We start from the raw sequence: 23,664 nt of genomic DNA on the forward strand, positions 1-23,664 counted from the left end.
CCCTCGGCTTTTTCATCCGGTCACTCGCCGCCGGGATCGATCTCCCGGCCCGAGGAGTCCCAGACCCGCATGGAGCCGTCGCCCTCCTGCGTCAGGATCAGGACGCCGCCCATCGGCTGGACCGAGCTCGGTGTCTCGGACTCGGCGAATTCGACGTCGATCCAGTCGCCCGGATCGATGACGCGCTCACCGCCGATGATCTCGAAGTGGACCGTCAGCGGTTCGTGCCGGTCGGCGTAGAAACGAGTTCTCATGGCACATCGTCCCAGTGCTGGAGCAGCCAGTCCATCAGGTCCGCCCGGGGGCCGGCGCTCTTGTTGCCCGCGGGGTTGGCGACCGGGTGGTACGGACGGAGCCGGTGGACCTCCGCGTACGCGTCACGCACGGTGGTGATCTCGGCCTTGCTGAACAGCTTCTTGACGTCGGCGAGATGCTCGACGTTCATCATCTTGTAGGCACCCTCGGCGTTGATCGGTCCGTCGCCGGTGGTGTTGTCCCAGAGCTTCTCGCCCAGCTGTTTGTTGTTCAGCCCCCTCAGCTTGCCGACGTTCAGGGCCTTCTTCATCTCCGCGGCGACGAGCTCGGACACCTTCAGCCCGCCGGTCACGTTCTTGATGGCGGCGGCGGAGGCGCCCAGTGAGGCCATCTCCGCCTCGAACGCCGCCAGGGCGCGCCCGGCCCTGATCGCGGCCCGCATCCCCACCACGGCCTTGCAGAGCAGGCCGAGGATCCCCGGGATCGCGAACTCCGCGGCGATCCAGGCGCAGCTGGACAGCTGGAGGTCCCAGAAGCAGCCCTTGATGTCGTCGAGCAGCGCGTGGACGATCCCCTTGACGGCCGCCTCGGCGAGGTCCCGGCCCGCGATGTGCTCGACCTTGTCCTTGGAGACGTCGATCGGCACCTGCGTCAGGTACTCGGAGGAGATGTTGCCGATGCAGTCGCCGAGCGGCACCTCCGGCAGGTCGCACATCAACAGCAGGTAGACCACCGTGCCGGTGACGTGGTGGCGGAAGGTGATGTCGCAGCCGCCGGTGCCGACGCAGTCGCTGATCGGCTCCGGAGCGTCCTTGAGACTGGCGACCCAGACGACGCCCTCGCCCGTGACGCCCTGTCCCTGGTCCGAGACGGCCGCGCTCTTGGCCGTCTTCTCCTCGGCCTTCCAGCTCTCGGATTCCTTGGCGATCACCTGGGCCTGGTCGGCGGCCTCCTGGGCGCGTGCGGCCGCCGCCTCGGCGGTGGTCGCGTCCTTCTCCGCCTGGGTGGCGACGCCGCGGGCGGCGCCCGCGTCGGCCTCGGCCCCCGCCGCGGCGGTGCGGGCGGATGCCGCGTCCCGCTCCGCGTCGGTGGCCGCGGAGTCCGCCGCGTTCGCGTATCCGTCGGCCGTGGTGGCCGCCGACTGGGCGGCCGCCGCGTCCTCGGTCGCCTGCTCGTGGTAGGCGACCGTCTTGGCCTCGGACGCCTTCGCGGCCTTCGCCGAGGCCGCGGCCTGGTTCGCCGACGCCTGGGCCGCCGCGGCCGACTTGGCCGCCTTCGCCGCCCAGTCCGCCGCCGAGGCTGCCGCCTCCGCCGCGACCTTCGCGTCCGCGTCGGCCTTGGCGGCCAGCGCCTTGGCCTCCGCCGCCGCCTTGGCGGCCTGGTCCGACTTGGCCTGGGCCACGGCCGCCTGGCGCTCGGCCGCGGTCTTCGCCGCCTGGCCCGTGAGGACCGCGAGGCCCGCCGAGGCGTCGGTCTCCTTGTACGGGGAGCCCATCTCGATGGCGTCGTTGGCTGGCTTGATCACCTGCGCCGCCGAGTCACGGGCGGCCGCGGCCGCCTGCGCCGTCGCGTAGGCGAACCCTGCCGTACGGATCGACTCGGCGCCCGCGGCGAGCGCCTCGGTGCGCGCCACGCTCGCGTCGGCCTTCGCCTTGGCCGCGTTCGCCTTGGCCGTGTCGGCCTGGGCCTTGGCGGTGATCGCGTTCCAGCTCGCCTGCCACGAGGCGTCGATCGCCTCGGCGGCGGCCGCGTGCGCCTTGGTGACGGCCGCGCCGGTGACGGCGACGTCGGCCTTGGCCTGGTCCGCCGCCGACTGGGCCCGCTTCGCGGCGCCTTCGGCCCGGGTGGCCGCGGCGCGCGCGTTGGACGCCGCCGTGGTGGCCGCGTTCGCGGCCGCGCGGGCGGCGGTGGCCGCGCTCGTGGCGTCGTTGGCCTCGGAGCGGGCCTTGGTCGCGGCGGCGCGGGAGGCCCCGGCCGCCGAGGTGCCCTCGTCCGCGGCGGCCTGGGACTCCGCCGCGGCCGCCTGGGCGTTCAGCGCGTCGCGCCGGGTCTCGGCGTCGATGGCGTCGTCACGGGCGGAGACCGCGTCCTGCTCGGCCTTGAGGGCGGCGTCCTTCTGCTCGCCGGCCGTGCGGCCGGCCGCCTGGGTGGCGGTGAGCTTCTCGGCCGCGATGCGGCGCTGGTCCTGCGCGGTGGACTCGGCTGCCGCCGCCTTGCCGCGCTCCGACTCCGCCAGTTCCTTCTGGGACTTGGCGTAGTCGCGCTCGGCCTCGGCCTTCTCCCGCTTGGCCTTGGCGTCGGCCGCCGCGTTCTTGGCGGTGGTCTCGGCCTCGGCGGCCTTGACCTGGGCCGCCTTGGCCTTCGCCGCGTTCTCGGCCGCCTTCACCGCCTGGGCGGCGGCTCCTTCGGCGGCCGCCTTGGCCTGCGCCTCGGCCTCCTGCGCCGCCTTGCGGCGGAACTCGGCCTTCGAGGCGTGGGCCTGGGTCATCGCCAGCGAGTTCAGGGTCTTGCTGTCGGCGGCCGAGGCCCGGGTGGCGTTCAGCGCCGTCTCGGTCGCCTTGGCCGCGGCCAGGGCGGCCGCGGCGGACGCCTTGGTGATCTGCGCCGCCTGCTGGCCGTAGAGCAGTCCGCGGCCGCGGGGCAGACCCGCCTGGTCGGCGAGCTGGTACGCCTGCGTCTGCGCAGCGGTGACGATGTCGGCCTGGGCCTGCGCGTCCTCAGCCGCGCGCGAAGCGACGTACAGCCGCCCGGTGGCGCGTGCCTTGGCCTGCTCGATCCAGGTGCGGGCCTTGGTGTACTCGGAGGCGGGCGGGCGTCCGCTGCCGGCCGGGACCTTCAGGAAGTGCGCTTCCCAGTCCGCGAGCCGGCTCGCGATCATCGACTGGCCCAGGGCCTCGGCCATCGCCTGCGCCGCGGTCTGAAGGTCCTTCGAGGCGGCCTGCTCCGCGCCCAGGATGGTGTCGCGCTGGGTGCGCTGGCCGGCGATCTCGTTCTGCCACTCCTGCGAGGCCACGGCCACCTCGGCCGTCAGCACCTGGTGGGGGTCCACCGGGTTGCTGGTGGCGCAGGAGGCGAAGCGCGCCTTCAGGTTCTCGACGTCGACCCGGAACTCCATGGTGTCCGGCTCGGGCGCCGCCGTCGGGAAGCCGCCGTTCTCCAGGAACATGCGCGCGTCGTCCGCGTACATGGGGTGACCGTGCTGCATGTCCCACTCCCACGCCGAGCGGTCCTCGTAGGACCCGTTGGGGTAGTAGCGGGCGTTGGCGATCGCCGTGACGGCGTCGGCGGACTCCTTGCTGGCGAGCGGGTGCGGATCCACGTAGTGGTCGTTCTCGCCGGTCCAGAAGCGGTCGGCGATCCAGCCCGCGAAGCCCGTCTCGGTGAAGATGCTCGGGTTCGGCGGCCACTGGAAGCCGGTGTACGTGTAGCCGGGCGGGGTGTCGAGCATGTAGAGCGAGGCCTGCCAGGCCTTGTCGCGCTCGTCCATCTCGGCGAACTTCGCGTCGGCGGCGGCGTGGTCCTTGTCGTACGCGGCGGCCAGCGGGGTGGGGTCCCAGAAGTTCGGCGCGGCGGCGGCGAGCAGCTCGCCCTCCGTGCCGTTCAGCCCGGCCCGGGCCACGGCCTTCATCTCCGCGCCGCCCTTGCGCAGGATGTTGCCGAGCAGGCACTGCGCGTCGCGGACCTTCTTGGCGTCGTTCAGGTCGTACCCGGAGGCCGCGGCGGGGCGGGCCGTGTCCAGGGAGTCGGCGGGCGGCTGGATGCCGCTGCCGGTGAAGGTGACCGCGGCGGCCGTGGCCACTGCGGTGGTGGTGAGGAAACGCGTCCAGGCGCCGGTGCGACGGCGTCTGGGCGGCGGTGCGTTCTTGCGCATACCGGTATCAGCCGTTCTGTTCAGAAGAGGACGTCGAAGGCGGCCCAGCCGGCGGTGCCGATCTGCACGCGGGGGGCGAAGGGAGCGGCGGCTTTGCCGGTGCCCTTGAACAGCCACAGCGCGCCCGAAGGCTCGCTGGCGATCAGATCGGTCTTGCCGTCGCCGTCGGTGTCACCGGCCGACACGAGCGCCTTGTACGCGTTCCAGCCCGCGCCGAGGGCGATACGGGTGCCCAGCGCGCCGTCGGCGACGGCACTGCCGGTACCCGGGTAGAGGTAGAGGTTGCCGTCGCTGTGGCGGGCGAGCAGATCGGCCTTGCCGTCGCCCGTGTAGTCGCCGCGGCCCGCGAGCGCGGTCATCGCGTTCCAGCCGCCCGAGCCGATCCTGACGCGGGCGGCCAGGGTGCCGTCGGGGTTGCCCGGGTAGAGCCACAGGGCTCCGGCCGCGTCCCGGCCGACGAGGTCGGGGCCCGACGTACCGCCCATGTTGCCCACGCAGACGAGCAGGTTGTAGATGTCCCAGCCGCTGCCGATGAGCTTCGTGTCGTTCCCGTGCTCGGCGGTGTAGTACAGGGAGTTGTTCATCCGGTGGTACAGGTCGTTGCCCCTGCCGCCCTCCGAGACGTTGGCCGCCGCGAGCGCGGTCGCGTCACCGAACCCGCCGCCCATTTCGTAACCGGCCTTGAGGCCACCGGTGCCGTTCGCCTCGTACGCGCGGAGCTTGCCGCTGCCGCGGGTGAACAGCGGGAAGGTCTTCAGGGGGCCCGCGGACTGGGCTCCGGCGGCCGCCGCGTTCTCGGTCCGGCCGGTCCAGAGCGGCGGCGCGGCTCCGGACACCCCCACCGCGACGGCGGCCAGCACCAGGCCGATCGCGCAGATCACCGCCCGGCGCACCGAGCGGTTCATCGTGTGCAGCATGAAAGTGCGGATCCTTAAGGACGTCACGAGCGCAGGCATGCCATGGGCACACCGAAGTGCTCGAGAGTCCCCCCGTGGACAGCCGCGCGCCGCGTCTGTGACAGCGGCGGCTTCACGCTAGTCGAGACATCAACTGCTGTGAAGATCCTATGAGTTACCTGTGGGTCACAACCCGGACGGCCCGTCCCCCGGCGAGGGGGACGGGCCGTCGGAAAGGCGGGTGAGCTGCGATTACTCCGGCGGGCCGATGTAGTTCTTGAGGCCCGGGACGGTGAGGGTGCCGCCGAACTGGCCGGCCTGGACGACCTTGACGTTCGTGAAGAACGCGAAGGGAACGTTCAGGGGCGGCGGGCTGTTCGGAGTGAACTCGATCGGGATCAGGCCGAAGAGGTTGCCCTTGAGGCTCTCCGTGTACATCGTCACCGTGGCGCCGCGGATCTTGGACGTGGAGCCCGGACGGGACTTCAGGTGGGCGACCTTCCCCTCCTTGCCGACCGTCTGGTACAGGTCCTTGATGTCCAGCGAGTCCGCCGTGAACTTCAGGACCTTCTTGGTCTTGCCGCCCGCGGTCTTCACCTCGACGATGCCGTGGTAGTCCAGGCCGTAGAGGGTCAGCATCGAGCTGTTGAGGTACCAGGGGTCGTCGGGCAGGAGCGGGATGCCCGGCTCCAGCTCGGCGTCGGCCAGCGCCTTGGCGTCGTAGGTCGGGCAGGGGAAGGGTTCCTTCCCGTCCGCGTCCTTCGAGGCCCCGGGCGTGGGCTTGGCGTCGTCGGCCTCGTCGTCCGACGCGTCCTGCGCCTTGTCGTCCGCCTTGTCGTCGGCGGTCTTGCCCGTCTCGTCCTTGGGGGTCGTGGCGGTGTCCTTGACCTCCTTGGACAGCTCCGAGACCTCGGCCCCGGCCTTCTTCGCCGCATCGCGGATCGCGTCCGCCGCCGGGTCGGGCGCGGGCGTGGTGGCAGGCTTGGCCGGGGTCGCGGGCGCCGGGGCGGCCGCCGTCCCCGTGCCCGTCAAGGGCTTGCCGAGCTCGTCGAGGACGCCCTTGAGCTTGTCGCCGACACCCAGCGGGTCCAGCGGGTTCACGGTCTTGGACGCCGACGGAACGACGGGGGCGACCGGAGCCGCCTGCTTCGCCGCCGGCTGTTCGGCGGGCTTGGCCGCCGGCTTCTGCGCGGGCTTCTCGGCCGACGCCGACTTCGACGCGGACGGGGTCACAACCGGCGAGGGGGTCGCGGTGGGCGAGGCACTCGGCGACGGCGTCTTCGAAGGGGACTTCGAGGGCGACGGCGTCGCGGTGTCCGCTTCCGCGGGCTCGTCGGACCGCGTCACGCACGGTCCCGGCGCGAAGGGGATCTCCTTGTCGTCGGCCAGGGCGAGCTTGGGCGCCATGCCCATCCCGACGAAGACCGCCGTCGGCATGGCCGCCAGCGCCATCGTCTTGCCGACGGGTATCTGGATCTTGGTCAGCAGCGACTTCCTGGGCGCCGCGTGCCGCGGACCCTTTCTCTCACGGGACTCTGCGCCTGGGGCCACACCCCGCTGCGTCTCGTCACCCCGCACTGTTCCTCCCGCCATCGGCGTGGGCAGTCGTCTCGCTCGCGTATGCCGTCTCCGTGTCACGCGGTCCGGGGATGCCCGGGTGCCCCGCCATCGCCTCGGCCCTGTCCGCCCCGTCGGCCCGTGCCGTCTCGTCCACCGGCTTGGCCGGAACCCACGCCAGCGCGAGTGCGCCGCCGATCATGGCCCCGGTGAAGCCCATGAAGAAACCGCCGAGGTTGGACATCGGCAGGGACACCAGGGCCAGCAGGATCGCGGCGACCCCGGCGAAGACCCGGGCGCCCTGCTGGAACCACAGGGCCAAGCCCAGCGTGACCAGGAGGATGCCGATGATCAGCGAACCGGAACCAGCCGTCGTCGCCATCGCGAAGGTGACGTTGCCGAGCCGGAGGTCCGCGTACGGGAAGTACATGATCGGGATACCACCGAAGAGCGTGAACAACCCGGCCCAGAAGGGACGGCGACCACTCCAGGCATGGAAGTGGTAGTACGCAGCGGTGAGCAAGGCGTCATCTTCGGCGCGCACGTAGACCGGGGCCTGGTGGTTCATGGACAACAGCTCCCTGGAAACGGTGGTACGGAGAAATCTGTGAAGCCCGGACGGGCGGGCGGGCGTCGGCTCTCACCACCGCCCGCCTGTCCGGTCATGCACCGGGACGGATTCAGTCCTTGATGTCCTGGTAGCACGGCTGGTCGCCACCGAGCAGGCGCAGCTTGAGGTCGGGCAGCTTGAAGGTGCCCGCCGTCGTCGCCCATGCCTTCTGCTTGACGTTGGTGAGGACCGCCTTCTTGGCGCGCTGCGAGAACAGCGCACCGTTGGACACCGTGCCGGCCTGCGGCTTGGTGGTGTGGCTGCCGTCGCCCACCGCCACACCGATGTCGAGGTCGGTGAACTCGGCGTCGGCGTCGAGCTCGGCAACATCCAGGTAGATGTTGTCCGCGACCGCCGGCTTGCCCTTGTTGCCCGTGCGCAGCTGGAGCGTGATGTTGCCGAGCGGAGTCGGCGTCACCAGCGACTGGCACATGTTGGTGATCTCGGCGTGACTGAACCCGGAGATGGTGACCGGGTGGTACACGTCGCCGGGGCCCTTGAGGTCCTTGCCCTTGGTGACGCTGCCGTACTGGATCAGGTTGTCACCGTCGAGCTTCTCGGCGCTGACCTTGAAGTCCTGGCCGGAGACGCTGAAGGACGCCGCGAGGGCACCCTGCGCCAGACCCACACCGACCGCGGCCGTGGCCGCGATGCTCGGCACCATGACGAGCGCGAAGCGCTTCCATCTGGTCCCACCACGAACCTGAGAACTCATTTTGTTCCTCCTTCTCGGACGTACATCTCCGGTCCGGGCCGTGCCCGTCCTGGGATGGGAGAAGTGCTACGTCCTCGGGAAGGAGCGCAGGCGGCCGAGCCGCGGCCTGGCCGCGTCCGGTACACCGGCGATCACCCCCGAGCGACAACCACTTGGCCACGCGTTCGCGCAACCTGGAGGACAGGCTCCACCGTGCGGCGGAGACCCCCCTGTCCCACGGCCGGTGCCACTGCCACCGGCCGGCTCGGTGGGGACCCTCCACCGCGGCTCCGGATGAGCGGCTCTGCGGGAAGGACCGAGCGTCGCCGATCGTGGTCCATTACAGGCCGGGGCACAAGGGGGTTCGTTACTGGCGGGTAACGGCCAGATAACCTACGTACGACCCACTGACGTCGGGCAGCAACACAGGGTGTCACCGAAGGCCACGACAGATCGGCGGAAGAGTGAACACACCGGACAGTTCACGGGGTTCGATTTACTGCGAGTAACAGCGGCCGCAATTACCAAGTTTTGGCAAAGTGCGACCGCTGTTGGGCTTCGTGTCAACAATCGCCGGTGGTCCACCGGCCCACGGGGCGCCTCTCGACGGCGCCTCTAGAACAGCACCCGCGCCAGCGCCGTGCGGGCCGCCGACACGCGCGGATCGTCCGCCCCGATGACCTCGAACAGCTCCAGCAGCCGCACCCGTACGGCGTCGCGGTCGTCACCGAACGTCACGCGGACGGTGTCCACCAGGCGCCCGAAGGCGTCCTCCACGTGGCCGCCGACCAGATCCAGGTCCGCCGCGGCGATCTGCGCCGCCGGGTCGCTCGGCTTCTCGGCCGCCTCGGCGCGCACCACCTGCGGGTTCATGTGCTGGACGCGGGCAAGGAGTTCGGCCTGGGACAGGCCCAGCCTCGCCTCGGTGTTGGCCGGGTCGTCGGCCAGTACGTTCTTGTACGCCTGCACCGCGCCGCCCAGGTCACCGGCGTCGAGCGCGACGACGGCCGCCTCCAGCAGCGCGTCGTACGGGCCCGCCGGGGCCGCGGCCCCGGCGACCGGGGCGGCCGGCGCCTCGGCGCTCGGGTCGACCTCGATGCCGATGATCCCGAAGCGCTCCTCCGCGACCTGGACCAGCTGGGCCAGCGTCGCGCGGACCTCCTGCTCGGGGGCCACGCCCTGGAACAGCGGCAGGACCTGGCCCGCGACCACGGCGAAGACGGCCGGAATGCCCTGGATGCCGAACTGCTGCATCAGCATCTGGTTGGCGTCGACGTCGACCTTGGCCAGCACGAGGCGGCCGTTCGCCTCGACGGTCAGGCGCTCCAGCAGGGGGCTGAGCTGCTTGCACGGCTCGCACCACTCGGCCCAGAAGTCGAGGACGACCGGGACCTCCGCGGAGAGCTGGAGGACATCGCGTTCAAAACCGGCCTCGTCTACGTCGATGACGAGGGCGGACGGCGGCAGCGCACCGGGGGAGGCGGGGGCGCCGCCCTGGGCGGCACGCCGGGCCGCCTCCGCGCGCGCCTGCTCGGCCTTCGCCTTGGCCTCGCCGGCCGCCTTCACCGCGGCGAGGTCTACGACGCCGCTCATGGACATGTTTCTGGGCTGCATGCGTACATCCTCCCCCGAGTGCGCGCACCGACGAAAAAGATCGGCCGAATCGGACCCAACCTTCTTGCTGTGTGGCGCCTGGTCCCCACCTGGCGCCGGTAGCTCGCGTGGTTGTCGCTCTTACGCTACGACCCGTAGCGTAACTCCCTTCGCCCCTCGGCGCCCCGTGATCCGATCCGTGATCTGAACCACACCTTCAGGGGTCCGGGCGGTTCCCCTACCGGCGGGTATGGTCTCGGCCATGCGCAACCCCAGCTCAGGCCCCACCCCCACCCCGCCCGGCGGCCGCACCGGCCGTCCGCGCAGTGCGGCGGCGGACGCCGCGATCCTCGCCGCGACGCGCGACGCGCTGGTGGAGCTGGGCTGGTCGAAGCTGACGATGGGCGACGTCTCGGCGCGGGCCGGGGTCGCGAAGACCACCCTCTACCGGCGCTGGGCGGGCAAGAACGAGCTGGTCGTGGACGCGGTGGCGGAGCTCTTCGACTCCCTGGAGCTGCCCGACCGGGGCTCCCTGGAGGCGGACATCGAGTACGTGGTCCTGCGCTTCGCGGAGCTGCTGCGGCGCCCGGAGGCCCGTACGGCCCTGATGGCGGTGGTCGCGGAGTCCACCCGGGACGAGGCCCTGCGCGACCGGATCCGGTCGGCGATCGTGGACCGGCAGAAACGTCTCGTCGTACTGGGCCGCGAGCGGGCGCAGGCCCGCGGCGAACTCCCGTACGAGGAGGACGAGTCCCTCGCGGGCCGCACCACGGACCTGATCTTCGACGTCATCGCGGGCACGGTGGTCCACCGCGCCCTGGTCAGCTCGGAGCCGGTCGACGAACTGTGGGTCGCCACCTTCACGGCCCTCCTGATGCACGGCCTGCGCGGCCCGGCCCCGGCGGCCTGACCCGGCTCCCGCGGACACGGAAAAGGGCCGGCCGCGCCCCCACCCGTACGGGCGGGGGCGCGACCGGCCCTCCAGCGTCGAGCCGCCGCCACAGCACTAGAAGCCGGGCGGCTCCGTGTAGGTGCCCCACTCGTCGCGCAGGACGTTGCAGACCTCGCCCATCGTGGCCTCGGCGCGCACCGCGTCGAGCATGGCCGGGATCATGTTCGAGCCGTCGCGCGCCGCGTCGAGCATCGCGGTCAGCGCCGCCTTGACCTTGGCGTCGTCGCGCCGGCCCTTGCGCTCGGCCAGTTCGCGGACCTGGACCCGCTCCACCTCGTGGCTGACCCGGAGGATCTCCAGGTCCCCGGTGACCGATCCGTGGTGGACGTTGACGCCGACGACCCGCTTGTCGCCCTTCTCGAGCGAACGCTGGTACTGGAAGGCCGACTCGGCGATCTCCCCGGTGAACCAGCCGTCCTCGATGCCGCGCAGGATGCCCGAGGTGATCGGCCCGATCGGGTGCTGCCCGTTCGGGTGGGCGCGCAGGCCGCGCTCCTTGATCTGCTCGAAGATCTTCTCCGCGTCCGCCTCGATGCGGTCGGTGAGCTGCTCGACGTACCAGGAACCGCCCAGCGGGTCGGCCACATTGGCCACGCCGGTCTCCTCCATCAGCACCTGCTGCGTGCGCAGGGCGATCTCGGCGGCCTGCTCGCTCGGCAGGGCGAGCGTCTCGTCGAGGGCGTTGGTGTGCAGCGAGTTCGTCCCGCCCAGGACGGCCGCGAGGGCCTCCACGGCGGTGCGCACGACGTTGTTGTACGGCTGCTGCGCGGTCAGCGAGACCCCGGCGGTCTGGGTGTGGAAGCGCAGCCACATCGCCTTGTCGGTCTTGGCGCCGTACTCCTCCTTCATCCAGCGGGCCCAGATCCGGCGGGCGGCGCGGAACTTGGCGATCTCCTCGAAGAAGTCGAGGTGCGCGTCGAAGAAGAAGGAGAGCCCGGACGCGAAGTGGTCCACGTCCAGCCCGCGGGAGAGGCCCAGTTCCACGTACCCGAAGCCGTCGGCGAGGGTGTACGCGAGCTCCTGCGCGGCCGTGGCCCCGGCCTCGCGGATGTGGTAGCCGGACACGGAGAGCGGCTTGTACGCCGGGATGCCGGCGGCGCAGTACTCCATGAGGTCGCCGATGAGGCGCAGGTGCGGCTCGGGCTCGAAGAGCCACTCCTTCTGGGCGATGTACTCCTTGAAGATGTCGGTCTGGAGCGTCCCGTTGAGGACGGCCGGGTCGACTCCCTGCCGCTCGGCGGCGACGAGGTACATGCAGAAGGCGGGCACGGCGGGCCCGGAGATGGTCATGGAGGTGGTGACGTCCCCGAGCGGGATGTCCTTGAACAGCACCTCCATGTCGGCGGCGGAGTCGATGGCGACCCCGCAGTGCCCGACCTCGCCGAGGGCGCGGGGGTCGTCGGAGTCCCGCCCCATGAGGGTGGGCATGTCGAAGGCGACGGAGAGCCCGCCGCCGCCGGCGGCCAGGATCATCTTGTAGCGCTCGTTGGTCTGCTCGGCGTTCCCGAAGCCGGCGAACTGCCGGATGGTCCAGGTCCGGCCGCGGTACCCGGTGGGGTGCAGACCGCGGGTGAAGGGGTACTCCCCCGGCCAGCCGATGCGCTCGAATCCCTCGTACGAGTCGCCGGCCCGGGGCCCGTAGACGGGATCGACGTCATCCCCGGAGAGCGTGGTGAAATCGGCCTCGCGCTTGCGGGCCTTGTCATAACGGGCCTGCCAGCGGCGGCGGCCCTCCTCGATGGCGTCAGCGTCCATACCGTTGAATTTACTAGGACGTCCTAGTAAATGTCGATGGGCAACCCCCGGAGAGTCACCCCGGGGGCGGTACGGTCGAGCGAAACGCGAGTGTTCAGGCCTTCGCGGTGGCGAGGGAGTCGGTCACGAGCGGCTCGATCTCGGCGCGGACCTTGCGCTCGACGAAGAACGCGGCGAGCGGGATCGTGCCGGAGAGCATGACCCACAGCATCTTGCCGAACGGCCACTTCGCCTTGGAGCTCAGGTCGAAGGCGAAGACCACGTAGATCATGAAGAGCACGCCGTGCGCCTGGGACACCACGAACGTCAGGTCCGCGCCCTTGTCGAAGCCGTACTTGAAAATCATGCAGGTGCAGAGCACCAGCAGCATGACGGCAGTGGCAAAGGCCATCACCCGGTAGCGGGTCAGCACGCTCTTCTTCATGCCGTCGAGCCTAGCCGTCCGGTTTGCGCGATCTTGACGGGGGCGGCGTGATCCCCGCTACGCACCTTCGCTACGCCTCTTCGAAGTCGTCGGCGGCGACCCGCAGGGGCCTCAGGAGGGCGAAGATCTCGCCGCACTCCTCGGCGTCGTACGCGCCCAGGCCGAAGTCGATCTCCATCAGGTCCCGCGTCGCCGCCTCGACGACCTCGCGACCCTTGTCGGTGATGGAAGCGAGGGTGCCGCGGCCGTCGTTCGGGTTCGGGCGCTTGGCGACGAGGCCGGACCGCACGAGGCGGTCCACCGTGTTCGTCACCGAGGTCGGGTGGACCATCAGCCGCTCGCCGATCTTCGACATCGGCAACTCGCCCGCCTTGGAGAAGGTCAGCAGCACCAGCGCCTCGTACCGCGCGAAGGTCAGCCCGTACGGCTTGACCACCGCGTCGACCTCGCCGAGCAGGATCTGGTGCGCCCGCATGATCGAGGTGATGGCGGCCATCGAGGGCACCGGCCCCCAGCGCTGCTGCCAGAGCTCGTCGGCGCGGGCGATGGGGTCGAAGGGAAGGCTGAGCGGCTTTGGCACGCCTGCGACCCTACCGGTCGGTCATTTGGCGGGGTGCCCCGTCTCACTCCTCGGCCCAGACGGGGCAGGGCGCGGGCTGGCCGGGCGGCCGATCCGGCAACGCGTTCGGACGGTGAGCGCAGGCTCCCACACGGGCTCCCACGCGGGCCCCCGCCCGGGGCCCGGCGGGGGGGGCGAGCAGTGTCGCACCCTCGCCCGACATGCCCCTTATGTCACGCTATCCCGGTCCGCTGCCCGACCCTTCGTCCCGAGGAAGCCGGATGCCAGGCCGTCGCCGCACCGCCGCCCGCCGCCACCCCCTCCCCACCGCCCTCGCCGCCGCCACCGGCCTCGCGCTGCTGCTCGCCGCCGCCCCCGGGTGCGGCCCGGCTCCCGAGGCGAGGCCGCAGTCCGCGCCGCCCGAGGGGCCCGCGGCGGCCGGCCCGGCCGAGGAGTCCCCCTTCTGGGTGGACCCGCAGAGCGACGCCGCCCGGCAGGTGGCCGCCTGGGAGGCGCAGGGACGCAACAGCGACGCCCAGGTGCTGCGCCGGATCTCCGACCGGCCCATGGCGCTGTGGGGGCCGGCGGGCGACCCGGGTCCGGAGATCCGCCGGGCGCGGGCCGGCGCCAGGGCGGCCGGCCGGACCCTGGTACTGGCCGCGCACAACATCCCGTACCGGGACTGCGGGCAGCACCCGGCAGGCGGCGCCCGGGACGCCGCCGCGTACCGCAAGTGGATCGGCGCCGTCGCCGACGGCATCGGCGACGGCAAGGCCCTCGTCGTCCTGGAGCCGGACGCCGTCCCGCACGTCGTCGACGGCTGCACCCCGGCCGACCGCCGCGACGAGCGCTTGCGACTGCTCTCCGAGGCCGTCGACCGGCTCAAGCGGAACAAGAACACCAAGGTCTACCTGGACGCCGGCGACCCGGCCCGGATCCCGGATCCGGCGAAACTCGTCGAGCCCCTCGGCAGGGCCGGGCTCGCCCGCGCCGACGGCTTCTCCCTCAACGTCTCCGGCTTCCAGCCCGACGAGGGCGGCCGCGCGTACGGCGCCAGGATCTCCGAGGCCACCCAGGGCAAGCACTTCGTCATCGACACCAGCCGCAACGGCGACGGCCCGCTGGCCGGAGACCGCGCGCAGACCTGGTGCAACCCGCCGGGCCGGTCCCTGGGCACCCCGCCGACCGACCGGACGGGCGACCCGCTCGTGGACGCGTACCTGTGGGTCAAGCGTCCCGGCGAGTCCGACGGGACCTGCCGCGGCGGCCCCGCCGCCGGCCGCTGGTGGCCCGACTACGCCCTGGGGCTGGCCCGTCGCTCGAAAGGCTGAAGCACCGTCCCCGCCTGGCCAAAACTCCTTGCCGGAAGGGGAGTTGGCGAGGATCCTGTCCGCTACGGGCACGTGGAGGGGGATCCGCAATGGCTGGTGCTGTGGATCGGCGCCGAGGCGCATCCGTTGAACAACATCGCCAGGGCGACGACCGTACGGATCCACCCCGACCGCAAGGCCGCGGTCGGACGCTTCACCACGGCCGTCGTCACGCTGGCGGTGGTGACGCTGCTCGCCCTCTGGGCGCTCAAGCAGACCACCACGGGCGACGACCGGGAGACCTTCACCCGCTTCGCGGTGATCGCCGCCCTGGCCGTGGCCGTCCTCGCCGTCGTCCGGCTGGTCTCGGCGATGCTGACGAGGACCACGAGGTGCACTACCTCGTCCACAGCATCATGGACTCGATCGACGATCCGCACGCCGACTTCGAGGTCAAGGTCAACAACTACATCGGGCAGGTCGGCGACAACATCAACATGTTCGGCGGCCGCAACAACACGGGCAAGGTGGGCAGATGACCGGCAACGAGGGCTACCGGGTCGGCCAGATCGGCGACAACGTCAACGTCTACGGCGGAACCGGCAACATCGGCCAGATCAAGAACACCTACAACGGCCCCCAGGACCCGCAGGCCGTCTACCGCGAGATGATCGGCCTGATCCAGGTGCTCCGCGGCCAGGTCTCGGCCGCGGACCGCGAGGTCATCGACGAGTCCCTGGAGACCGTCCACGAGGGCGACGCCGCGCCCCCGGGGGCCGTGCGCCGGGCGCTCGGCGCCATCGCCGGGGTCGCCGCCGTGGTGGGCGAGGTCGGACTGCCGGTGGTCGAAGCGGTCCGCCGCTTCCTCGCCCTGCTCGGCGGCTGACCCCTTCCAGGCGTCGGCGGCGCGGAGAGGCGGGGCGGGGGTTCAGCCTCGGGCCAGGTGCCGTTCCATCGTGGCGGCTGCTCCCGCCCCGACACCACGAGGTGAGCCAGGCTTGGCGGGGCGTAATACGCGTCATACACTATGGCTGTGGCCAAGACCAGGATCAGCATCAGCCTTGAGCAGGAGCAGGCCGAGCGCATCAGGCGGCATGCCGAGCGAGCCGGCTTGGACGTTTCCGCGTATCTCGTGCACGCCGCGACGCGGCAGATGGCGGAGACCGAAACCATAGAGGCGCAGTTCGCGGACGTGGACGCCTTGATCGCCGCGGCTGAAGTCGAGGCTGCGGGCGCGCCGCAGGATGACACGGCCGTCGGGGCACTGACGGAGCAGGAGCGGCGGGAGGTCGAAGCGGCCCTCGATCTCGTCTACGGGGCGGATCGGCCCGGTGCGCGTTCCGGAAAAGCCGCGTGAGCGCGGGAAGGGTCCCCGTCTACGACTCCGGGATGCTCATCGCTCTTGCCGACCGCAAGGCCAAGGCGGTTCACTTGCATGAAGCCCTGAAGGAGACCCCGCACCGGGCCCTCGTCCTCGGGCCGGTGCTGGCTCAGGTGTGGCGTCCCGACCCGGCGCTGGTACATGCGCTGGCCACGACGCTCAAGGACTGTTCCGTGCCACAGGCAAGGACTTCGGCCCCGCCGATGCGCGAGACGAAGGCGGGCCGTCCGGAGTGCATCGCCTGCGCGATGGGCTTCGACCTGACGGACTGGCGCAGAATCGGTACCGTCCTCGGGGAGGCCCAACTCCCCCCGAAGAAGCGGCCGGACGCCGTTGACGCCTGCGTGGCCCTGGCCGCCGCGAAGCACGGCAGCGCGGTGATCTTCACCAGTGATCCGGAGGACATCACCGCGTACCTGTCGGTGCTTCAGCCGCCCGATGTGCACGTCCACGCCGTGTGACACGTCCGCGCCGTGCGAGCGGGTAGGGCCGTGGGGGGCGCTCAGCCCTCCGCCAGGTGCCGTTCCACCGTCTCGACCTTCGAGGTGATCCCGTCGGTGACACCGGGGCGGATGTCGGCCTTGAGGATGAAGGACACCCGGGGCGAGCGCGCTTCGACGGCCTCCACGGCACGCTTCACCACGTCCATCACCTCGTCCCACTCGCCCTCGACGGTGGTGAACATGGCGTCGGTGCGGTTCGCCAGCCCCGACTCCCGTACGACGCGCACGGCGTCGGCGACGTACTCGCCGACCTCCTCGCCGACCCCCAGCGGGGTCACGGAGAACGCGACGATCATGCGCGGGCCGCCTCGCGCGCCCGCGCGGCCAGCACGCTGTCCGCCTCCTCGCGCTTGAGCAGCCGGTCGCCGTACAGGCCGCCGAAGGGCAGCAGCGCCAGCAGGAAGAACAGGCCGAGCTTCTTGCCCGGCCACTTCGCCTTGTTCCAGACATCCAGCAGGAAGACCGCGTAGATGACGAACAGGATCCCGTGGAGGATGCCGAGCGGCATCATCAGGTAGTCGATGTCCGAGACCCGGCTCAGCAGCGAGCCGAAGATCAGCAGGGCCGGGAACGACAGGGCCTCCGGGACGGAGATGAGGCGCAGCCGGTGCAGGGCGGAGGCGGTCTTGATGTCCACGTGGAACCTTCGGGTGGGTGCCGGGGGTCCGTTCCAGTGTCTCAGCCGGTGCACGGGATCTTGACCCGGGCCCCGGTCGGCGTCCGAGTGTGGCGGATATCGGCCAACAGGCCCTGTTCGGGCTCGCCCTGTGCCGATAACGTCATCCCGTGGCTCAGTTCCGACTCCAAGGCAGCAAGGTGCTCGCCGTCGACCTGACCGGGGACGCCGTCAAAGCGAAGAACGGCTCCATGGTCGCGTACGACGGTCAGATGGCCTTCAAGAAGATGACAGGCGGCGGCGAAGGCCTCCGCGGCATGGTGACCCGGCGGCTGACCGGCGAGCAGATGACCGTGATGGAGGTCCAGGGACACGGCACCTGTTTCTTCGCCGACCGGGCGAGTGAGATCAATCTGGTCAATCTGCGCGGCGAGAAGCTCTACGTCGAGTCGAGCAACCTGCTGTGCACCGACGCCGGCCTGCGCACCGGCACCACCTTCACGGGCCTGCGCGGCGCGACGACGGGCAACGGCCTGTTCACCACGACCGTCGAGGGCTCGGGCCAGGCGGCGATCATGTCCGACGGCCCGGCGGTGGTGCTGCGCGTGAGCGCCCAGTACCCGCTCTCCGTCGACCCGGGGGCGTACATCGCGCACACCGGCAACCTCCAGCAGTCCTTCCAGTCCGGCGTGAACTTCCGCACGCTGATCGGCGAGGGGTCGGGCGAGTCCTTCCAGATCCGCTTCGAGGGCGAGGGCCTGGTGTACGTGCAGCCCAGCGAGCGCAACACCATCGGGGGCGACATCTGATGCCGTTCCGCGAGATCAACTCGAAGATGGTCGAGGCCCAGGTCGTCCCGGGGCAGAAGATGTACAGCCAGCGGGGCGCGATGCTCGCCTACCGCGGCGACGTCTCCTTCACCCCGAGCATCACCGGCGGCCAGGGCGGGGTCATGGGCATGATCGGGCGCCGCGTGGCGAACGAGCAGACCCCGCTGATGACGGTCGAGGGCAGCGGCACCGTGATGTTCGGCCACGGCGGCCACCACATCCAGGTCGTCAACCTCACCGGCGAGACCCTGTACGTGGAGGCCGACCGGCTGCTCGCCTTCGACGGCACCCTCCAGCAGGGCACGATGTTCATGGGCTCGCAGGGCGGCGTCATGGGCATGGTGCGCGGCCAGGTGACCGGACAGGGCCTGTTCACCACCACCCTCAAGGGCCACGGCGCGGTCGCCGTGATGGCCCACGGCGGGGTCATCGAGCTCCCGATCACCCCGAACCGCCCGGTCCACGTGGACCCGCAGGCGTACGTCGCCCACCACGGGGACGTCCGCAACAAGCTCTCCACGGCGCTGGGGTGGCGGGACATGGTCGGGCGCGGCTCGGGCGAGGGGTTCCAGCTGGAGCTGTCCGGCCAGGGCGCGGTGTACGTACAGGCCTCGGAGGAGAAGCTGTGAACTTTGGTCCCGTGACGGTCGGCCCCGGGGGCCCCGGCGGCCCGACGGTCTTCGACCCGTACACCCTGCCCTCCGACGACAACGTGAACGCGTACACCTTCTGCGTGGAGCTCAAGGGGAGCCAGTGGTTCCTGCAGAAGGGCAAGATGATCTCGTATTACGGGCGCATCGAGTTCAACGGAGTCGGCAACGGCCGCTTCGACCGGCTGCTGCGCACCAGCTTCCACTCGCCGCTGCACGCGAGCGACTGGGTGGTGGCCGAGGGGCAGGGCAAGATGCTGCTCGCCGACCGGGCCTTCGACGTGAACTCGTACGACCTGGACAACGGGAACCTGACCATCCGGTCGGGGAACCTGCTGGCCTACCAGCCTTCGCTGGCGCTCAAGCAGTCGATCGTCCCGGGTTTCCTCACGCTGATCGGAACCGGCAAGTTCGTGGCGGCGTCCAACGGACCGGTGGTGTTCATGGAGCCGCCGCTGCGCGTCGACCCGCAGGCGCTGGTGGGATGGGCCGACTGCCCCTCCCCCTGCCACCACTACGACCACGGCTACATGTCGGGCGTGATCGGCGGACTGCGCTCGCTGACGGGCCTCGGGGGCTCCTCCGGCGAGGAACACCAGTTCGAATTCGTGGGGGCGGGAACGGTGCTGCTGCAGTCTTCGGAGATGCTGATGGCGGAGCAGGCGGTCGGCGCGGTGGGCGCCGGTGCGGCCACCGGTCAGGCGCAGGGCGTTCCTGGCGCGGGCCAGGGTCCGCTGGGACAGCTCGGCGTGCCCCGGATGCCGGGACAGCTGGGTGATCTCCAACGGCGCTTCGGCCTGTAGCAGCCCTCGAATTCCGCTCGCAGTTTTGTACGCAATTCAACTTCTTAGGTAGAGTTCATTCATGGAGACCATCGAGACCGAGACGGCCACGCGCTGGCTGACCGACGCCGAGCAGTGCGCCTGGCGCACCCACCTGGACGTCAGCAGACTGCTGATGCACCAGCTGGAAAAGGATCTCCAGCCCTTCGGACTCACCAACAACGACTACGAGATCCTCGTGAACCTCTCGGAGTCGGACGACCACCGCATGCGGATGAGCGATCTCGCGACCGCGACCCTGCAGTCCAAGAGCCGGCTGTCCCACCAGATCACACGCATGGAGACGGCGGGCTTCGTCCGCCGCATGAACTGCGAGTCCGACCGCCGCGGCCTGTACGCGGTGCTCACGGACGAGGGTATGGAGACGATGCGCAAGGTCGCCCCGCACCACGTGGCGTCCGTGCGCCGGCACTTCATCGACCTGCTGCCGCCGGAGGCCCTGGCGGCGCTGCGCGGCTCGCTGGGCCCGGTCGCCGAGCACCTGCGCGACAACCGCGGCAAGGGCTGACGGGAGCCGCCCCCATCCGGGGTGCCGTCCTCGGCGGCAGCCCGGACAATGGGTGGTCGGAACGCTCGCTCGCCGGCCGCCCGCCGAGCAACCGTCAGCGCATGGCCGGCCTGAGGAGGTCAGCCATGCACTGCACGCCCAAGGCATGCGTCTCCACGGCCGCAGCCGTGGCCCTGATGATCGGGGGCCCGGTGGCGGCCGCCGCCGCAAACACGGCCGACGCGGCGGGATCCGCCCCAGCGGCCGCGGCGGCCCGCTCCGACATGAACGCCGAGCAGGCAGCCGCCGCCGCGCTGAAGAAGTACCCCGGCGTCGTGGAGTCCCTCGACAAGGACGACGCCGTCTGGCACGTCGACGTCATCGGCAAGAACGGCAAGCACGCGGAACTGACCGTCGACACCCGCAGCGGCAAGGTCTTCGCCGAGAACGCGGACGAGGACAGCGACGACAACGGCGGGAACAAGGCGCTCATCGCCGCGAAGGTCACCGCCCAGCAGGCGATGAAGGCAGCCCTTGCGGCACACCCCGGCCAGGTCTGGTCGGTGGAGTGGGACGACGATGACGACAGCGGCGCCCGCTACTGGCACGTCGAGATCAAGTCCGGCGACAAGACCACCGACGTGCACGTCGACCCCACCTCGGGGAAAGCGACGGTGTCGCACTCGGACTCGCACGACAACGACAACGACAACGACAACAACTGACACCCACCGGCCCGCGGGATCTGATGCGGACCGGATCGGGCGCCCCTAGACTGGCGAGCGCCCGGTTTACCCCGATCTTCGAGGGAGTGGCGTCATGGCCAAGCGCGGCAACAAGAAGCGAGCACGCAAGAAGAAGAAGGCGAACCACGGCAAGCGTCCCAACGCCTGACCGGTCCGCCCCCCAGACGCAGCGGAGCCGCGCCCCGGAAGGAACGGGGCGCGGCTCTCGCGTAGGCGCACGGCGCAGGGCATACGCGCCCCCTCGGGTCTCTGCCCCTCAGGCCTCCGTCAGCGTCTCCAGCAGCACGTCCGCGGCGGCGTACGGGTCCAGCTCGCCCGCGGCGACGCGGGCCGCCAGCGCGTCCAGCCGGGCGTTGCCGTGCAGATCGGCCATCCGGGCGCGCAGGGCCGTCACCGCGATCGTCTCGACCTCGCGCGCGGCCCGCGCCGTACGCCGCTCGGCCAGCACCCCGTGCTCGTCCATCCACGCCCGGTGCTTCTCCAGTGCCTCGACGAGCTCGTCGATGCCCTGCGCCCGCGCGGCGACGGTCTTGACGATCGGCGGCCGCCAGTCCCCCGGGCCCCGGGACTCCCCCAGGCCCAGCATGTGGTTCAGCTCCCGCGCGGTGGCGTCCGCGCCGTCCCGGTCGGCCTTGTTGACCACGTAGACGTCGCCGATCTCCAGGATCCCCGCCTTCGCGGCCTGGATCCCGTCGCCCATCCCGGGGGCCAGCAGCACCACCGAGGTGTCCGCCTGCGCGGCGATCTCCACCTCCGACTGCCCGACCCCGACCGTCTCGACCAGGATCACCTCGCAGCCCGCCGCGTCCAGCACCCGGATCGCCTGCGGCGCCGCCCAGGCGAGGCCGCCCAGGTGCCCGCGGGTGGCCATGGAGCGGATGTAGACCCCCGGATCGGAGGCGTGGTCCGACATCCGCACCCGGTCGCCGAGCAGCGCGCCCCCGCTGAACGGCGAGGACGGGTCCACCGCGAGGACGCCGACCCGCTTGCCGGCCTTGCGGTACGCGGAGACCAGCGCCGAGGTCGATGTGGACTTGCCCACGCCCGGCGAGCCCGTCAGCCCCACCACGTACGCGTTGCCGGTGAGCGGGGCCAGCGCCGCCATCACCTCGCGCAATTGCGGGGACGCCCCCTCGACCAGCGAGATCAGCCGGGCCACCGCTCTGGGCCTGCCCTCACGCGCCTGGGCCACCAGCTGGGGGACGTCCACCGCCGTCATACGTGCTGCGCTCCTCGGTTCTCGTACGGGGTACGGGTGCTGCTGCGGCCGCGGCCGGGGGGGCCTCAGGCCCCGGGGACGCGGACGATCAGGGCGTCGCCCTGGCCGCCGCCACCGCACAGCGCGGCCGCGCCGACCCCGCCGCCGCGGCGCTTGAGCTCGAGCGCCAGGTGCAGCACCACACGGGCGCCGGACATGCCGATCGGGTGTCCCAGGGCAATGGCGCCGCCGTTGACGTTCACCTTTTCCGGGGTCACGCCGAGGTCCTTCATTGACTGCACCGCGACGGCGGCGAAGGCCTCGTTGATCTCGATCAGGTCCAGGTCGGCGACCTCCAGACCGTCCTTCTTCAGGGCGTGCAGGATGGCGTTCGACGGCTGCGACTGCAGCGAATTGTCGGGACCGGCCACATTGCCGTGGGCGCCGATCTCGGCGAGCCACTCCAGGCCCAGCTCCTCGGCCTTGGCCTTGCTCATCACGACCACGGCGGCCGCGCCGTCGCTGATCTGGGAGGCGGTGCCGGCGGTGATGGTGCCGTCCTTGGCGAAGGCCGGGCGCAGCTTGCCGAGGGACTCCGCGGTGGTCTCCGGGCGGATGCCCTCGTCCTGCGAGAAGACCACCGGCTCGCCCTTGCGCTGCGGGATCTCGACCGGGGTGATCTCGGCCTCGAAGATGCCGTTCTTCTGCGCGGCCGCGGCCCGCTGGTGCGAGACGGCGGCGAACTCGTCCTGCGGGGCGCGCTCGATGCCCAGGCGGGTGTTGTGCTTCTCGGTGGACTCGCCCATCGCGATGTTCTCGAAGGCGTCGGTGAGGCCGTCGTAGGCCATCGCGTCGAGCATCTCGATGGCACCGTACTTGTAGCCCTCGCGGGACTTCGGCAGCAGGTGCGGGGCGTTGGTCATGGACTCCTGGCCGCCCGCGACCACGATGTCGAACTCACCGGCGCGGATCAGCTGGTCGGCCAGCGCGATGGCGTCCAGGCCCGAGAGGCACACCTTGTTGATGGTGAGCGCGGGCACGTTCATGGGGATGCCGGCCTTGACCGCGGCCTGGCGGGCGGGGATCTGGCCCGCGCCGGCCTGGAGCACCTGGCCCATGATCACGTACTGGACCTGGTCGCCGGAGATCCCGGCCCGGTCCAGCGCGGACTTGATGGCGAAGCCGCCGAGGTCGGCACCCGAGAAGGACTTCAGCGAGCCGAGCAGCCGGCCCATGGGCGTGCGGGCCCCGGCGACGATCACTGAAGTGGTGTTGTTCGATCCGGACATGAGGCACAGCCCCTTGAGGATGAGGAGTGAACGAGGGTTTACATGAATGTACTGAGCAGTACCCGCGGCGTCACCGGGCTGTCGGTGTGATCGCTGGCACGTTGCGTGACCACCCCCTTCGGCGGTGCACTGGTCCCATGCTGACAAGAATCGACCACATCGGGATCGCCTGCTTCGACCTGGACAAGACTGTCGAGTTCTACCGTGCCACCTACGGCTTCGAGGTGTTCCACTCCGAGGTCAACGAGGAGCAGGGCGTGCGCGAGGCCATGCTCAAGATCAACGGGACCTCCGACGGCGGAGCCTCCTACCTCCAGCTCCTGGAGCCCACCCGCGAGGACTCCACCGTGGCAAAGTGGCTGGCCAAGAACGGCGAGGGCGTCCACCACATCGCCTTCGGGACCGAGGACGTCCTCGGCGACTCCGAGGCCATCCGCGGCAAGGGCGTCCGCGTCCTCTACGACCAGCCCCGCACCGGTTCCATGGGGTCCCAGATCACCTTCCTGCACCCCAAGGACTGCGGCGGAGTCCTCACCGAACTCGTCACCTCCAACCCGCAGCACTGATGTCCCGATTCCCCGGCCGGTAGAGTGGCCATGGCTCGGCCGGGGTTCGGTGCGGAGACGGGGTCGGGGCCTGTGATCCC

At 70.9% G+C, this 23,664-nt stretch carries 27 protein-coding genes and 1 pseudogene; 14 read left to right on the forward strand and 14 right to left on the reverse strand.

What is annotated here, in order from left to right; all coding sequences use genetic code 11:
- Nucleotides 1-20: 20 nt before the first annotated feature.
- The 7 genes from ACFWBF_RS20530 to ACFWBF_RS20560 all read right to left on the reverse strand — a co-directional run bounded on the left by ACFWBF_RS20530 (nt 21) and on the right by ACFWBF_RS20560 (nt 9,497).
- Entirely contained in the window at nt 21-254 is a 234-nt protein-coding gene (locus ACFWBF_RS20530) for a hypothetical protein (protein ID WP_385603612.1), read from the reverse strand.
- Nucleotides 251-4,126: a hypothetical protein gene (locus ACFWBF_RS20535; protein WP_385603616.1), complete on the reverse strand. Its 3,876-nt coding sequence runs from the start codon at nt 4,124-4,126 to the stop codon at nt 251-253. Before ACFWBF_RS20535 ends, ACFWBF_RS20530 begins: the two co-directional genes overlap by 4 nt.
- A 20-nt stretch (nt 4,127-4,146) precedes the next feature.
- A complete protein-coding gene (locus ACFWBF_RS20540) occupies nt 4,147-5,043 on the reverse strand; it encodes an FG-GAP repeat domain-containing protein (RefSeq protein ID WP_385603619.1) in 897 nt (298 codons plus the stop codon).
- 231 nt (nt 5,044-5,274) lie between these two features.
- Nucleotides 5,275-6,600 (reverse strand): hypothetical protein, encoded by a 1,326-nt coding sequence (locus ACFWBF_RS20545; RefSeq protein ID WP_385603621.1) that lies wholly within the window; start codon nt 6,598-6,600, stop codon nt 5,275-5,277.
- Nucleotides 6,590-7,147 (reverse strand): DUF6114 domain-containing protein, encoded by a 558-nt coding sequence (locus ACFWBF_RS20550; protein WP_385603624.1) that lies wholly within the window; start codon nt 7,145-7,147, stop codon nt 6,590-6,592. The genes ACFWBF_RS20545 and ACFWBF_RS20550 overlap by 11 nt, the downstream gene beginning before the upstream one ends.
- Nucleotides 7,148-7,259: 112 nt before the next feature.
- The gene (locus ACFWBF_RS20555; protein WP_385229197.1) at nt 7,260-7,904 is read right to left on the reverse strand and encodes a DUF6230 family protein; all 645 of its coding nucleotides are present in this window, start codon (nt 7,902-7,904) and stop codon (nt 7,260-7,262) included.
- A 594-nt stretch (nt 7,905-8,498) separates the two neighbouring features.
- Nucleotides 8,499-9,497 (reverse strand): tetratricopeptide repeat protein, encoded by a 999-nt coding sequence (locus ACFWBF_RS20560; protein ID WP_385603627.1) that lies wholly within the window; start codon nt 9,495-9,497, stop codon nt 8,499-8,501.
- Between the two features lie 241 nt (nt 9,498-9,738).
- On the opposite strand from ACFWBF_RS20560, the gene ACFWBF_RS20565 reads away from it, so the two are divergent.
- Complete coding sequence (locus ACFWBF_RS20565; protein WP_385603630.1) at nt 9,739-10,386, forward strand: TetR/AcrR family transcriptional regulator; 648 nt, start codon at nt 9,739-9,741, stop codon at nt 10,384-10,386.
- Nucleotides 10,387-10,482: 96 nt separating this feature from the next.
- Here the strand turns inward: ACFWBF_RS20565 and ACFWBF_RS20570 are convergent, their stop codons facing one another.
- From ACFWBF_RS20570 to ACFWBF_RS20580, 3 genes are all read right to left on the reverse strand, one after another.
- Entirely contained in the window at nt 10,483-12,183 is a 1,701-nt protein-coding gene (locus ACFWBF_RS20570) for a methylmalonyl-CoA mutase (RefSeq protein WP_385603632.1), read from the reverse strand.
- 94 nt (nt 12,184-12,277) lie between these two features.
- The gene (locus tag ACFWBF_RS20575) at nt 12,278-12,607 is read right to left on the reverse strand and encodes a DUF3817 domain-containing protein (RefSeq protein WP_385229209.1); all 330 of its coding nucleotides are present in this window, start codon (nt 12,605-12,607) and stop codon (nt 12,278-12,280) included.
- A gap of 70 nt (nt 12,608-12,677) precedes the next feature.
- Entirely contained in the window at nt 12,678-13,187 is a 510-nt protein-coding gene (locus tag ACFWBF_RS20580) for a MarR family winged helix-turn-helix transcriptional regulator (protein WP_385603635.1), read from the reverse strand.
- A gap of 260 nt (nt 13,188-13,447) precedes the next feature.
- Here ACFWBF_RS20580 and ACFWBF_RS20585 point away from each other — a divergent pair, with 260 nt between their 5' ends.
- The 6 genes and pseudogenes from ACFWBF_RS20585 to ACFWBF_RS20610 all read left to right on the forward strand — a co-directional run bounded on the left by ACFWBF_RS20585 (nt 13,448) and on the right by ACFWBF_RS20610 (nt 16,318).
- A complete protein-coding gene (locus ACFWBF_RS20585; protein WP_385603638.1) occupies nt 13,448-14,497 on the forward strand; it encodes a glycoside hydrolase family 6 protein in 1,050 nt (349 codons plus the stop codon).
- Nucleotides 14,498-14,593: 96 nt separating this feature from the next.
- Nucleotides 14,594-14,782 (forward strand): annotated as a pseudogene (locus tag ACFWBF_RS20590) (DUF6232 family protein); the annotation flags it as partial.
- An 86-nt stretch (nt 14,783-14,868) separates the two neighbouring features.
- Complete coding sequence (locus ACFWBF_RS20595) at nt 14,869-15,015, forward strand: hypothetical protein (RefSeq protein WP_385603640.1); 147 nt, start codon at nt 14,869-14,871, stop codon at nt 15,013-15,015.
- Nucleotides 15,012-15,362, forward strand: coding sequence for a hypothetical protein (locus ACFWBF_RS20600; protein ID WP_385603643.1), 351 nt, complete (start codon nt 15,012-15,014; stop codon nt 15,360-15,362). The genes ACFWBF_RS20595 and ACFWBF_RS20600 overlap by 4 nt, the downstream gene beginning before the upstream one ends.
- 141 nt (nt 15,363-15,503) lie before the next feature.
- Nucleotides 15,504-15,833 (forward strand): plasmid mobilization protein, encoded by a 330-nt coding sequence (locus ACFWBF_RS20605; protein ID WP_385603646.1) that lies wholly within the window; start codon nt 15,504-15,506, stop codon nt 15,831-15,833.
- Nucleotides 15,830-16,318, forward strand: coding sequence for a hypothetical protein (locus ACFWBF_RS20610; protein ID WP_385603649.1), 489 nt, complete (start codon nt 15,830-15,832; stop codon nt 16,316-16,318). The genes ACFWBF_RS20605 and ACFWBF_RS20610 overlap by 4 nt, the downstream gene beginning before the upstream one ends.
- Before the next feature lie 41 nt (nt 16,319-16,359).
- Here the strand turns inward: ACFWBF_RS20610 and ACFWBF_RS20615 are convergent, their stop codons facing one another.
- Nucleotides 16,360-16,656: an MTH1187 family thiamine-binding protein gene (locus ACFWBF_RS20615; RefSeq protein WP_385603652.1), complete on the reverse strand. Its 297-nt coding sequence runs from the start codon at nt 16,654-16,656 to the stop codon at nt 16,360-16,362.
- On the reverse strand, nt 16,653-16,997 hold the full coding sequence (locus tag ACFWBF_RS20620) for a DUF3817 domain-containing protein (RefSeq protein WP_385603655.1): 345 nt from the start codon (nt 16,995-16,997) through the stop codon (nt 16,653-16,655). The genes ACFWBF_RS20615 and ACFWBF_RS20620 overlap by 4 nt, the downstream gene beginning before the upstream one ends.
- Before the next feature lie 149 nt (nt 16,998-17,146).
- Between ACFWBF_RS20620 and ACFWBF_RS20625 the strand changes: the two genes are divergently transcribed.
- The 6 genes from ACFWBF_RS20625 to ACFWBF_RS20650 all read left to right on the forward strand — a co-directional run bounded on the left by ACFWBF_RS20625 (nt 17,147) and on the right by ACFWBF_RS20650 (nt 20,679).
- Nucleotides 17,147-17,785 (forward strand): AIM24 family protein, encoded by a 639-nt coding sequence (locus tag ACFWBF_RS20625; RefSeq protein ID WP_385603659.1) that lies wholly within the window; start codon nt 17,147-17,149, stop codon nt 17,783-17,785.
- The gene (locus tag ACFWBF_RS20630; RefSeq protein ID WP_385603661.1) at nt 17,785-18,435 is read left to right on the forward strand and encodes an AIM24 family protein; all 651 of its coding nucleotides are present in this window, start codon (nt 17,785-17,787) and stop codon (nt 18,433-18,435) included. The genes ACFWBF_RS20625 and ACFWBF_RS20630 overlap by 1 nt, the downstream gene beginning before the upstream one ends.
- Nucleotides 18,432-19,259, forward strand: coding sequence for an AIM24 family protein (locus ACFWBF_RS20635; RefSeq protein ID WP_385603665.1), 828 nt, complete (start codon nt 18,432-18,434; stop codon nt 19,257-19,259). Before ACFWBF_RS20630 ends, ACFWBF_RS20635 begins: the two co-directional genes overlap by 4 nt.
- Nucleotides 19,260-19,329: 70 nt before the next feature.
- Nucleotides 19,330-19,806, forward strand: coding sequence for a MarR family winged helix-turn-helix transcriptional regulator (locus ACFWBF_RS20640; protein ID WP_385603698.1), 477 nt, complete (start codon nt 19,330-19,332; stop codon nt 19,804-19,806).
- 125 nt (nt 19,807-19,931) lie between these two features.
- Nucleotides 19,932-20,510, forward strand: coding sequence for a PepSY domain-containing protein (locus tag ACFWBF_RS20645; RefSeq protein WP_385603668.1), 579 nt, complete (start codon nt 19,932-19,934; stop codon nt 20,508-20,510).
- A 94-nt stretch (nt 20,511-20,604) separates the two neighbouring features.
- Nucleotides 20,605-20,679, forward strand: coding sequence for a 50S ribosomal protein bL37 (locus tag ACFWBF_RS20650; protein ID WP_099895366.1), 75 nt, complete (start codon nt 20,605-20,607; stop codon nt 20,677-20,679).
- A 108-nt stretch (nt 20,680-20,787) separates the two neighbouring features.
- Here ACFWBF_RS20650 and meaB read toward each other — a convergent pair whose 3' ends face one another.
- Both meaB and ACFWBF_RS20660 read right to left on the reverse strand, forming a co-directional pair.
- Entirely contained in the window at nt 20,788-21,750 is a 963-nt protein-coding gene (gene meaB, locus ACFWBF_RS20655; RefSeq protein ID WP_385603671.1) for a methylmalonyl Co-A mutase-associated GTPase MeaB, read from the reverse strand.
- A 65-nt stretch (nt 21,751-21,815) separates the two neighbouring features.
- Complete coding sequence (locus tag ACFWBF_RS20660; RefSeq protein WP_385234853.1) at nt 21,816-23,018, reverse strand: acetyl-CoA C-acetyltransferase; 1,203 nt, start codon at nt 23,016-23,018, stop codon at nt 21,816-21,818.
- 137 nt (nt 23,019-23,155) lie between these two features.
- On the opposite strand from ACFWBF_RS20660, the gene mce reads away from it, so the two are divergent.
- Nucleotides 23,156-23,584 carry a methylmalonyl-CoA epimerase gene (gene mce, locus ACFWBF_RS20665; RefSeq protein WP_385234856.1) on the forward strand — a complete coding sequence of 143 codons (429 nt, stop codon included), beginning with the start codon at nt 23,156-23,158 and terminating at the stop codon, nt 23,582-23,584.
- Nucleotides 23,585-23,664: the final 80 nt, after the last annotated feature.

This window comes from Streptomyces sp. NPDC060028 (genome assembly GCF_042736725.1).
Lineage (GTDB): Bacteria > Actinomycetota > Actinomycetes > Streptomycetales > Streptomycetaceae > Streptomyces.

What these genes read in the sequence shown, in the direction of transcription:
- ACFWBF_RS20530 (WP_385603612.1), bottom strand. Translation starts at nt 254, where the DNA reads ATGAGAACTCGTTTCTACGCCGACCGGCACGAACCGCTGACGGTCCAC.
- ACFWBF_RS20535 (WP_385603616.1), bottom strand. Translation starts at nt 4,126, where the DNA reads ATGCGCAAGAACGCACCGCCGCCCAGACGCCGTCGCACCGGCGCCTGG.
- ACFWBF_RS20540 (WP_385603619.1), bottom strand. Translation starts at nt 5,043, where the DNA reads ATGCTGCACACGATGAACCGCTCGGTGCGCCGGGCGGTGATCTGCGCG.
- ACFWBF_RS20550 (WP_385603624.1), bottom strand. Translation starts at nt 7,147, where the DNA reads ATGAACCACCAGGCCCCGGTCTACGTGCGCGCCGAAGATGACGCCTTG.
- ACFWBF_RS20555 (WP_385229197.1), bottom strand. Translation starts at nt 7,904, where the DNA reads ATGAGTTCTCAGGTTCGTGGTGGGACCAGATGGAAGCGCTTCGCGCTC.
- ACFWBF_RS20560 (WP_385603627.1), bottom strand. Translation starts at nt 9,497, where the DNA reads ATGCAGCCCAGAAACATGTCCATGAGCGGCGTCGTAGACCTCGCCGCG.
- ACFWBF_RS20565 (WP_385603630.1), top strand. Translation starts at nt 9,739, where the DNA reads ATGCGCAACCCCAGCTCAGGCCCCACCCCCACCCCGCCCGGCGGCCGC.
- ACFWBF_RS20570 (WP_385603632.1), bottom strand. Translation starts at nt 12,183, where the DNA reads ATGGACGCTGACGCCATCGAGGAGGGCCGCCGCCGCTGGCAGGCCCGT.
- ACFWBF_RS20575 (WP_385229209.1), bottom strand. Translation starts at nt 12,607, where the DNA reads ATGAAGAAGAGCGTGCTGACCCGCTACCGGGTGATGGCCTTTGCCACT.
- ACFWBF_RS20585 (WP_385603638.1), top strand. Translation starts at nt 13,448, where the DNA reads ATGCCAGGCCGTCGCCGCACCGCCGCCCGCCGCCACCCCCTCCCCACC.
- ACFWBF_RS20600 (WP_385603643.1), top strand. Translation starts at nt 15,012, where the DNA reads ATGACCGGCAACGAGGGCTACCGGGTCGGCCAGATCGGCGACAACGTC.
- ACFWBF_RS20605 (WP_385603646.1), top strand. Translation starts at nt 15,504, where the DNA reads ATGGCTGTGGCCAAGACCAGGATCAGCATCAGCCTTGAGCAGGAGCAG.
- ACFWBF_RS20615 (WP_385603652.1), bottom strand. Translation starts at nt 16,656, where the DNA reads ATGATCGTCGCGTTCTCCGTGACCCCGCTGGGGGTCGGCGAGGAGGTC.
- ACFWBF_RS20630 (WP_385603661.1), top strand. Translation starts at nt 17,785, where the DNA reads ATGCCGTTCCGCGAGATCAACTCGAAGATGGTCGAGGCCCAGGTCGTC.
- ACFWBF_RS20645 (WP_385603668.1), top strand. Translation starts at nt 19,932, where the DNA reads ATGCACTGCACGCCCAAGGCATGCGTCTCCACGGCCGCAGCCGTGGCC.
- meaB (WP_385603671.1), bottom strand. Translation starts at nt 21,750, where the DNA reads ATGACGGCGGTGGACGTCCCCCAGCTGGTGGCCCAGGCGCGTGAGGGC.
- ACFWBF_RS20660 (WP_385234853.1), bottom strand. Translation starts at nt 23,018, where the DNA reads ATGTCCGGATCGAACAACACCACTTCAGTGATCGTCGCCGGGGCCCGC.
- mce (WP_385234856.1), top strand. Translation starts at nt 23,156, where the DNA reads ATGCTGACAAGAATCGACCACATCGGGATCGCCTGCTTCGACCTGGAC.